A 9,535-nucleotide genomic window follows, 5' to 3' on the forward strand; every position below is an offset into this window, starting at 1 on the left:
CGGATCGCACGGGCCGCGCCGCTTCGGTCAGCGGTTGGCGATGGTGTGGATCAGTTCGGCCAGCTCATTCGGCTTGGACCACATCGGCCAGTGCCCCGTGGGCAGATCGACGTACTCGGCGTCGATGCGGGCCAGTTCGGCGAAGATCGCCGCTTCACCGTTGTCGCGCAGCTTCTTGACCAGCTCCGCGGTCATGCTGCTGCAGATCACGGTGGTGGGGACCGCCAGCCGCGCGGTCGAATCGCTCAATCGCAGCGGTGCGCCCGCGACGGACGCCGGCTCCGAGACGGCGCGCTCGCGGAAGCGCGCCAAGGCGGTTTCGTCCAAGCCCGCCAGGCTGCTGCCCTCGTCCTCCAGCTCGGACCACTCCGGCAGGTTCCATTCGCGCACGGCGGCGTCCAGCGCGGAATTGATGACGAACCCGTTCGGCAGCGGCGCGCTGTCGACGTAGATCGCCCGGCGGAACAGCTCGGGCGCACGGTCGATGGCGAGATAGGCGGGCGCCGCGCCACCGGAGTGCGCGACGAGCACGACGCTCTCGCCCGCGGGCACCGCGCCGATGATGGCCTCGGCCTGGGACTCCAGGGTGGCCGACAACCGATCGGGGTCGGTGGCCTCCAGGCCGGGCAGCGTGAGCGCCAGCACCTCGTTGCCACGCCGGCGCAGATCGGGCGCGACTTCGTCCCACGCCCATGCACCGAGCCAGAATCCGGGAGCGAGAAGAATCCGAGTAGCCATGGGCTCACTGTGCCCTACCCGTTGGGAAATTTCATAAACATCGTTGTCCCGCATCGGTATTCCGCCCATAAATTTCCGGCGGCGGTGCGAAATCCTGGATGGAACGTCAGTAGACCGGGCCGGTGTACTTCTCGCCCGGGCCCTTGCCCGGCTCGTCCGGATGGGCGGAGGACTCACGGAAGGCGCGCTGCAGCGACTGCAATCCCTCGCGAATCGGTCCGGCGTGCGGGCCCAGGTATTCCACCGACGCCGTGACGAGACCGGCCAGCGCGGTGATCACGCGGCGCGCCTCGTCCAGATCGCGGCGCGGGCTGGTGTCCGGGTCCTCGTCGGCCAGGCCGAGCTTTTCCGCCGCCGAGCTCATCAGCATGACGGTGGCGCGGCTGATCACCTCCACCGCGGGGATGTCGGCCAGTTCGCGTACGGAAGCGTCGAGCTCGTCGGTCATGTCTTCAGGCTAGCGACGCCGCGCGCAGCATCCGGAGGTGGCCGATCTCCGTGATGTTTTTCATCAGTTCCGCGTTCACCCAGCCCGCCAGGTGCGCGATGGTCAGCCCGGCGTCGGCGGGCCACGGGTAGGCGCTGGGGCGGTCGAGGTCGGTCTCGGCGAGCCCGTCCAGGACGCGCACCCACTCGGTGTGCAGATCGCGGAGGCAGGCGATGGCCGCGGCGCCGTCACCGGGCCAGTGCACGTCCTCCCGCGCGGGCGGGGTGAGTCCTTCGGCATGGTCGATGGCAGAACCCCACCACCAGCCGATGTGCCAGGTGAGCCAGGCGACCGTGGGGACGGGCACCGGATCGGGTTCGACGTCGGCCCAGTCCGGCCGCCACACGCCCTCGGAATCGGGATGTACCGTCCAGGTGAGTTCGGCGGGTTCCCAGAGGAAGTCCTCCGGCGTGAGCGCCTCGAGATGGATCCCGGCCAGCGACCAGGTCAGGTCGAACTGCCAGCGCAGCAGGTCACGGCATGGTGTGCGCACCGGGGGAGCGTGGCACTCGGGAGGCGGCCGGGCAAGGGATTTTCGGGCCGATTCGGCGATAGCCGAACGGAATGTTAGACTTTCCGCTGACGACCGCCCCGGGCTTGCCTCGGGGCTGATAAGTGGAGCCCGACTCCCACCGCTGCCGACGAGTCATCGTACGGCCAGCGGTCCGGTCACCCGCCCCGCAAGGGCGGGTTTCTCGTGCCGAGTTCTCGCGGAGAACCGGAACACGAGAGTCGACCCGAGTTCGCTCGCGGTCGGCGATCGGTCGACATCGGGCCCTGTGTGCGGAATACCGCACCGGGGCCTTCGTGTTGAACAGGGGTTGCAGTTATTGCGCGCGGTCGTCCGACGACACCGCTTGACCTAGGAGGCCCCATCAGCACTGAGACCCGCATCAACGATCGCATCCGTGTTCCCGAGGTTCGGCTCATCGGACCTGGCGGCGAGCAGGTTGGGATCGTGCGTGTTGAAGATGCACTACGCGTCGCCCTCGAAGCCGACCTCGATCTGGTCGAGGTGGCACCCGATGCTCGTCCGCCGGTCTGCAAGATCATGGACTACGGCAAGTTCAAGTACGAGACGGCGCAGAAGGCGCGCGAGTCTCGGAAGAACCAGCAGCAGACGGTGATCAAGGAGCAGAAGCTCCGCCCGAAGATCGATGACCACGACTACGAGACCAAGAAGCGCAACGTCGTTCGCTTCCTCGAGGCCGGGTCCAAGGTCAAGGTGACGATCATGTTCCGCGGACGCGAGCAGTCCCGGCCCGAACTCGGCTTCCGGCTGCTGCAGCGGCTTGCGTCCGACGTCGCCGACCTCGGTTTCGTGGAAACCTCGGCCAAGCAGGACGGTCGCAACATGACCATGGTCCTCGCCCCGCACAAGGGCGCGAAGACCCGGGTGAAGGCGCAGCAGGAGTCGGCCCCGCGCCCGGCGCCCAGCGCCGCACCGGCCGGTCAGCCCGCTGCGGAGCAGGCCGAGACGGCCGGCCCGCAGTAATACCGATCAGAACACCGGCGGTCCCGCAGGACCGCCGGGACGACAGATAGAGGAATCCATGCCGAAGATGAAGACGCACAGCGGCGCCTCGAAGCGATTCAAGGTGTCCGGCAAGGGCAAGCTGCTTCGCCAGCAGGCGAACCGTCGCCACCTGTTCGAGCACAAGCCCACCCGCCGGACTCGCCGTCTGGACGGTGTGGAAGTAGTCGCGCCCGCCGACGTCCGTCGCGTGAAGAAGCTGCTCGGTATCTGATCGCGCCCTGCGCACAGACCGACCGGCACCCCGCGCGACCGGAGCACCTCCGTCGCCACCCCCGACCCATTTCCGGGCGCTGCCCCGCGCCCCCAGATCGAACAGGACTGACCAGTGGCACGCGTCAAAAGGGCCGTGAACGCTCAGAAGAAGCGCCGTTCCATCCTCGAGGCCTCCAAGGGTTACCGCGGCCAGCGCTCGCGGCTGTACCGCAAGGCCAAGGAGCAGCAGCTGCACTCGCTCACCTACGCCTACCGGGACCGCCGGGCGCGCAAGGGTGACTTCCGCAAGCTGTGGATCGCGCGCATCAACGCCGCCGCGCGCATCAACGACATCACCTACAACCGCTTCATCCAGGGCCTGAAGGCCGCCGGTGTGGAGGTGGACCGCAAGATCCTCGCCGAGCTCGCGGTGTCGGACGCCGAGGCGTTCGCCGGTCTCGTCGCGGTCGCGAAGGCCGCCCTGCCGCAGGATGTCAACGCGCCGGCTGCCTGAGTCGCCTCCGTTGGCACACGGACAACTTTCGGAACGGCCCGTGGAAGCGCTCAGCGAGCGCAATCCACGGGTCGTTTCCGCTGTGAAGCTGCAGCGCAGCGCACAGCGTCGCAAAGCGGGACGATTTCTCGCCGAAGGCGCCAACGCCGTCGCGGCGGCGCTGGAGACCGGGCGCGTCCACGAGCTGTTCTACTCGAAGGCCGCCGCCGAACGCGACCATGCGCTGATCGCGGGGGCCGCGGCCACGGGGGTCCGCACCACGCTGGTCAGTGATCGCGCGGCACAGCACCTCGGGGAAACCGTGACGGCCCCGGGATTGGTGGCGGTCTGCGATCTGCTCGACGTGCCCTTGGCTCGCATCCTCGACGTTCAGCCGCGGATGTTGGCCGTTCCGGTCGAGATGGCCGAGCCGGGCAACGCGGGAACGCTCGTGCGGGTGGCCGATTCCGTGGGCGCGGACGGCGTGGTGCTGGCGGGCGACACCGTCGATCCGCACAACGGCAAGTGCGTGCGGGCCAGCGCGGGCAGCATCTTCCACGTGCCGATCGCCCGGCACCGTGACGTCGCCGAGACGCTCGATGCGATCGCCGGGGCGGGAATCACGATCCTGGCGACGGCGGCGGACGGCGAAGTCGACCTCGACGACGCCGACGGATTGTTCACCGCCCCCGTCGCCTGGCTGTTCGGCAACGAGGCGCACGGCTTGGACCCCGCTGTCGCGCGCCGCGCCGACCACCGCATCCGCATCCCCATCCGCGGCCGCGCGGAGAGCCTGAATCTGGCCACTGCCGCCGCGATCTGCCTCTACGCGAACTCGCGTGTCCGCTACGGTGTTTGATTTCCAGCGCCTGCGGCGCTGGGTGTTCGCGGCCCCTTTATGGCTCGCGCTCGAAACCTGGGGTTGGGGTGCGCTGGGCGCTTGGCAGTCGAGCTCAGGATCACTGCGCGTGGCTTGGAGCGGCTGAGGGCCGGGGCGTTGGTCGCGAACCATGGCATCGAGTGGCGCTTTCGCGAAGCAATCTGGAGCGTCAATCGCCCTGTGTGCTCAGGTTCTGAAGAATCTCATCCGCCCATGCCGCGGGCACCGCGTCCGGTCCCGCCACCTGCATCGCGCTCATGACGGTGAGCAGCATCCCGGTGGACAGGAAGCGCCGCGTCTCGGTGTCCGGCGCTCCGGTGAGTTCCCGGATCAGCTGGTAGATCTTGCCGAACCGGGCCCTGACCTGGTCGCCGATCGCAGGGTCCGCGCTGGCCGCGAACCCGTGCAGGAGCAGCTGGAGCAGTTCTCGTTCGGCGAGGAAAACCGAATAGCCGTTGCCGAGCGCGGCCAGGGCTTCCTCCGGGCCCGCGTCGGGCGCCGCCTCGGTGCGGGCGGTGCGGAAGATCGCCTCGATCCGGTCGCACACGCGGTGCAAGGCAGCACGGAACAGGTTCTGCTTGGTCCCGAACAGCCGGATCACGTACGGCTGTGACACACCCGCACGCCGGGCGATCTCGTCGGTCCGGGTGGCGGCGTAGCCGGATTCGGCGAACGCGGACACCGCCGCGCGCAGTACCTGCTCGCCTCGCTCGCCGGCCGTCATCCTGGTCCTGGTCGCCATCGTGTTCCATTTCCGCTGGTTCTGGGGTGTGTCTTGACATGTTATCAGTCGATGCATACTGTTCTGGACACTAGTTATCAGTCGATTACAACAAGGACTGGACATGACCGAGACCCTCCCACTCGCCACGGCGCCCGCCGTCGCGCCCGCGACCACGATCGGTGGTCGCAGGCTCGCCGCCGTACTGGCCGCGGTCGGTATCCCGATGTTCATGGTCACGCTGGACAACCTCGTGGTGACGAACGCGCTGCCGGTGATCCGCACCGAGTTGGGCGCTTCGCTGGCCGACCTGCAGTGGTTCGTCAACGCCTACACGCTGTCGTTCGCCTCGCTGCTGCTCACCGCGTCCGCGATCGGTGACCGGCTCGGCAGGCGCCGGATCTTCCTGCTCGGCATCGCGTTGTTCACGCTGGCGTCCGCGGCCTGCGCACTCGCGACCGAACCCGGCCTGTTGATCGCGGCGCGGGCGGTGCAGGGCTTCGGCGCGGCCGCGGTGATGCCGCTGTCGCTGACCTTGTTGTCCGCGGCCGTCCCGGAACGGATGCGCAACGCGGCCATCGGCATCTGGGGCGGCATCGCCGGGCTCGGCGTCGCCCTCGGCCCGTTGGTCGGTGGCGCGGTGGTCGAGGGGCTGAGCTGGCAGTGGATCTTCTGGCTGAACGTGCCCCTCGGGCTGGTCGTGCTGCCGTTCGCCGCGCGGGTGCTCGCCGAATCGCACGGCCGCAGCCGCCGCCTCGATCCGGCCGGGCTGCTGCTGTCGGCGGGCGGTGTGCTCGCGATCGTGTGGGGCGTCATCCACGGCGCCGACGACGGCTGGACCTCGGCGAGCGTGCTGTCCGCGCTGCTGGGCGGCGCCGTGCTGCTGGTCGCGCTGGTCGTCTGGGAACTGCGCGTGCCCGAGCCGATGCTGCCACTGCGGTTGTTCCGCTCCCGCGCGTTCAGCGTGAGCAACGTGGTCGGTTTCGCCTTCTCGGTGGGCGTGTTCGGTTCGATCTTCCTGCTCGCGCAGTATTTCCAGGTGGTGCAGGGTTACAGCCCGCTGGAATCGGGCGTGCGCACCATGCCGTGGACCATGGCGCCGATGGTCGTCGCGCCGATCGCGGGTCTGCTCGTCGATCGGGTGGGTGCGCGCACGTTGATCACCACCGGGCAGGTGCTGCTGGCCGCCGCGCTGGCCTGGATGGCCGCGATCACCACGGTGGAGGTCGACTACGGCGCGTACGTCGCACCGTTCCTGCTCGCGGGTGTCGGCATGGGGCTGACCTTCGCTCCCGCCTCGACCATCGTGATGGCCAGCGCGACGGCGGAGGACCAGGCCATGGCCTCGGGTACCAACAACACGGTCCGCGAAGTGGGCGTCGCGATGGGCGTGGCGGTGCTGGCCTCGGTATTCGCCGGCTCCGGTTCCTACCTGGGGCCGCAGAGCTTCGTGGACGGCCTGGTGCCCGCGGTCTGGGTCGGCGCGGCGATCGTCGCGGCGGGCGCGCTGACCTCCCTGCTGTTGCCCAGACGGGTCACCGCGGCGAGCTGATCCGATCGGTGCGCCCCTGGCTGTGCTCCGGCACGGCGAGGGGCGCATCGTGCATGTGCGGCCACCGGGCCGTTCCGCTGGTCCCGAGGCGCTCCGCGGAACGCCGACGACCTCGGCGATCGGGCTCCGGTCTCCGTATCGTCGTGCCGTGCGGGAGGGGGATCGGGCCCGCCCGGCAGACCGTCTGGTCTGTCCAGGCGGGTAATCCGCGTGAATCGCACCCGAGCCATCGAATACGATGCGACCAGCAGCAATGCGGGTCGGCGATCAGCCGTGCCCGCGAACCGATCCCCAGGGGAGAGACGGAGCATCGTGGCCGACGACATCGACGCAGGCGAGCAGAACGCAGCGCTGACCGAGGAGGCGCTGGCCGCGGCCGCGGCGGCCGCCGAGAAGGCGTTCGCCGCTGCCGCCGACCTGGATGCGCTCGCGGTCGCGAAAACCGAGCACCTCGGCGGCAAGGCGCCGCTGGCCCTCGCGCAGCGCGCGCTGGGCAGTCTGCCCAAGTCGGAGAAGGCCGACGCGGGCAAACGAGTGAACGTCGCCAGGTCCAGGGTGTCGGAGGCGTTCGAGGCCCGTCGCGCCACGTTGCTCGCCGAGCGCGATGCCGCCGTGCTGGTCGCGGAGGCGATCGATGTGACGCTGCCCGCTCGCCGCGTTGCGGTCGGTGCCCGGCACCCCATCACGGTCATCTCCGAGCGAGTCGCCGACGTGTTCGTCGCGATGGGCTGGGAGGTCGCCGAAGGTCCCGAGGTGGAGACCGAGCACTTCAACTTCGATGCGCTGAACTTCCTGCCCGACCATCCGGCGCGCACCATGCAGGACACCTTCCACATCGCGCCGGAGGGCTCGCGTCAGGTGCTGCGCACGCACACCTCGCCGGTGCAGGTGCGCTCGATGCTGGAACGCGACCTGCCGATCTATGTGGTCTGCCCGGGCCGCACCTTCCGCACCGACGAGCTGGACGCCACGCACACCCCGGTGTTCTCGCAGGTCGAGGGCTTGGCGGTGGACAAGGGCCTGACCATGGCGCATTTGCGCGGCACGCTGGACGCGTTCGCCAGGGCGCTGTTCGGGCCGGACACCCGCACCCGCATGCGTCCCAACTACTTCCCGTTCACCGAACCCTCCGCCGAGGTGGACGTGTGGTTCCCGGACAAGAAGGGCGGCGCGGGCTGGGTCGAATGGGGCGGCTGCGGCATGGTGAACCCGAAGGTGCTGATCGCCAGCGGGATCGATCCCGAGGTGTACAGCGGGTTCGCGTTCGGCATGGGCTTGGAGCGGACGCTGCAGTTCCGCAACGGCATCCCGGACATGCGTGACATCGTCGAGGGCGACGTGCGCTTCACGCTGCCCTTCGGTATCCGGTCCTGACCCCACCCTTCGATCGAGAGAGCGAAACGACAAGTGCGAGTAGCGCAGTCCTGGCTGACCGACATCATCCAGCGCACCAACCCGGAGTGGTCGGTGACGCCGGAGGAGCTCGACGCCGGATTCGTCCGGGTCGGGCTGGAAGTCGAAGAGGTCGACAAGCTCCGGCGGGTCGCGGGCCCGGAGGAGAGCGCGGCGGAAGCGGGCGGCGAGCCGCTGGTGGTCGGCCGGGTGGCCGAGATCACCGAGCTGACCGAGTTCAAGAAGCCGATCCGCTTCTGCAAGGTGGACATCGGCAAGCCCGAGTTGCAGGAGATCATCTGCGGCGCGCGGAATTTCGAGGTCGGTGACCTGGTGGTCGTGGTGCTGCCCGGCGGCGTGCTGCCCGGCGGCTTCCAGATCACCTCGCGCAAGACCTACGGCCGCGTCTCCAACGGGATGATCTGCTCGGTCGCCGAACTGGGTATCGGCAAGGACCATTCCGGCATCCTGGTGCTGGAACCGGGCACCGCCGAGCCGGGCACCGACGCCAACGCGCTGCTCGGGCTCGACGACACCGTCATCGAGCTGAACATCACGCCCGATCGCGGCTACTGCTTCTCGGTGCGCGGCCTGGCCCGCGAACTGGCCTGCGGTTTCGATCTCGAGTACGCCGACCCCGCGGTGCGGACCCTGCCCGATCACGAGCAGGAGGCCTGGCCGATCCGGGTCGAGCCGGATTCCCGGTGCACCCGTTTCGCGGCACGCCGGGTGACCGGCATCGATCCGAAGGCGGTCAGCCCTTGGTGGTTGCAGCGCAGGCTGCTGCTGTCGGGCGTGCGGCCGATCTCGCCCGCGGTGGACGTCACCAACTACGTGATGCTCGAGCTGGGGCAGCCGCTGCACGCCTTCGACGCGGCGAAGGTGTCGGGCGGCTTGGTGGTCCGCGCCGCGAACAAGGGTGAGACGCTGCGCACGCTGGACGACGTGGAGCGTGCCCTCGACGCCGAGGACGTGGTGATCGCCGACGATTCCGGCGTCGTCTCGCTGGCCGGTGTGATGGGCGGGGCGAGCACCGAGGTCGGCGCGGGGAGCACCGACATCCTGCTCGAGGCGGCCACCTGGAATCCGCTGCTGGTCTACCGGACCGCGCGCAGGCACAAGCTGGTCTCCGAGGCGGGCAAGCGGTACGAGCGGGTCGTCGATCCGGAGATCAACGTCGCCGCCCTCGATCGGGCGGCCGCCCTGCTCGCCGACATCGCCGGGGGCACCGTGGAACCGGTGCTCACCGACATCCGCATTCCGGTCCCCGCGGCCGAGCCCATCCGCATGGACATCGACTTGGCCGACCGGGTCGCGGGCGTCACGTATCCGACCGGGACGTCGGCCCGCCGCCTGGCCCAGATCGGCTGCACCGTCGAGGTCGGCGTCAGCGACGCCGGACACGGACAGCTGGTGGTGACTCCGCCGAGTTGGCGGCCCGACCTGGCCCAGCCCGCCGACCTGGTGGAAGAGGTGCTGCGGCTGGAGGGCTTGGAGCAGATTCCCTCCGTGCTGCCCGCCGCACCGGCCGGGCGGGGGCTCA

At 69.4% G+C, this 9,535-nt stretch carries 11 protein-coding genes; 7 read left to right on the forward strand and 4 right to left on the reverse strand.

The window, feature by feature from the left end:
- Positions 1-27: 27 nt before the first annotated feature.
- The 3 genes from ON19_RS10750 to ON19_RS10760 form a co-directional block, all read right to left on the reverse strand.
- Positions 28-738 (reverse strand): alpha/beta fold hydrolase, encoded by a 711-nt coding sequence (locus ON19_RS10750; RefSeq protein ID WP_043689635.1) that lies wholly within the window; start codon positions 736-738, stop codon positions 28-30.
- A gap of 106 nt (positions 739-844) precedes the next feature.
- Entirely contained in the window at positions 845-1,186 is a 342-nt protein-coding gene (locus ON19_RS10755; protein WP_043689636.1) for a DUF1844 domain-containing protein, read from the reverse strand.
- Positions 1,187-1,190: 4 nt separating this feature from the next.
- Positions 1,191-1,718 (reverse strand): DinB family protein, encoded by a 528-nt coding sequence (locus ON19_RS10760; protein WP_043689638.1) that lies wholly within the window; start codon positions 1,716-1,718, stop codon positions 1,191-1,193.
- Between the two features lie 336 nt (positions 1,719-2,054).
- Here ON19_RS10760 and infC point away from each other — a divergent pair, with 336 nt between their 5' ends.
- From infC to ON19_RS10780, 4 genes are all read left to right on the forward strand, one after another.
- Entirely contained in the window at positions 2,055-2,720 is a 666-nt protein-coding gene (gene infC / locus ON19_RS10765; protein WP_083887487.1) for a translation initiation factor IF-3, read from the forward strand.
- Positions 2,721-2,778: 58 nt separating this feature from the next.
- Positions 2,779-2,973, forward strand: a complete 195-nt coding sequence (gene rpmI / locus ON19_RS10770) for a 50S ribosomal protein L35 (RefSeq protein WP_043689645.1) — start codon at positions 2,779-2,781, stop codon at positions 2,971-2,973.
- 114 nt (positions 2,974-3,087) lie between these two features.
- Entirely contained in the window at positions 3,088-3,468 is a 381-nt protein-coding gene (rplT, locus tag ON19_RS10775; RefSeq protein WP_039797323.1) for a 50S ribosomal protein L20, read from the forward strand.
- Positions 3,469-3,508: 40 nt separating this feature from the next.
- Positions 3,509-4,306: a TrmH family RNA methyltransferase gene (locus ON19_RS10780; protein WP_043689646.1), complete on the forward strand. Its 798-nt coding sequence runs from the start codon at positions 3,509-3,511 to the stop codon at positions 4,304-4,306.
- A gap of 190 nt (positions 4,307-4,496) precedes the next feature.
- On the opposite strand, the gene ON19_RS10785 is transcribed toward ON19_RS10780, so the two are convergent.
- Positions 4,497-5,069, reverse strand: a complete 573-nt coding sequence (locus ON19_RS10785; protein ID WP_051168721.1) for a TetR/AcrR family transcriptional regulator — start codon at positions 5,067-5,069, stop codon at positions 4,497-4,499.
- Positions 5,070-5,172: 103 nt separating this feature from the next.
- Here ON19_RS10785 and ON19_RS10790 point away from each other — a divergent pair, with 103 nt between their 5' ends.
- The 3 genes from ON19_RS10790 to pheT form a co-directional block, all read left to right on the forward strand.
- Positions 5,173-6,600 carry a DHA2 family efflux MFS transporter permease subunit gene (locus ON19_RS10790; RefSeq protein WP_043689649.1) on the forward strand — a complete coding sequence of 476 codons (1,428 nt, stop codon included), beginning with the start codon at positions 5,173-5,175 and terminating at the stop codon, positions 6,598-6,600.
- Between the two features lie 312 nt (positions 6,601-6,912).
- Entirely contained in the window at positions 6,913-7,974 is a 1,062-nt protein-coding gene (gene pheS, locus ON19_RS10795) for a phenylalanine--tRNA ligase subunit alpha (RefSeq protein ID WP_051168722.1), read from the forward strand.
- 33 nt (positions 7,975-8,007) lie between these two features.
- Positions 8,008-9,535: phenylalanine--tRNA ligase subunit beta (gene pheT / locus ON19_RS10800; RefSeq protein WP_043689651.1), on the forward strand; the 1,528-nt coding region annotated here is incomplete at its 3' end.

This window comes from Nocardia abscessus NBRC 100374 (assembly GCF_000308455.1).
GTDB classification, from domain to species: domain Bacteria; phylum Actinomycetota; class Actinomycetes; order Mycobacteriales; family Mycobacteriaceae; genus Nocardia; species Nocardia abscessus.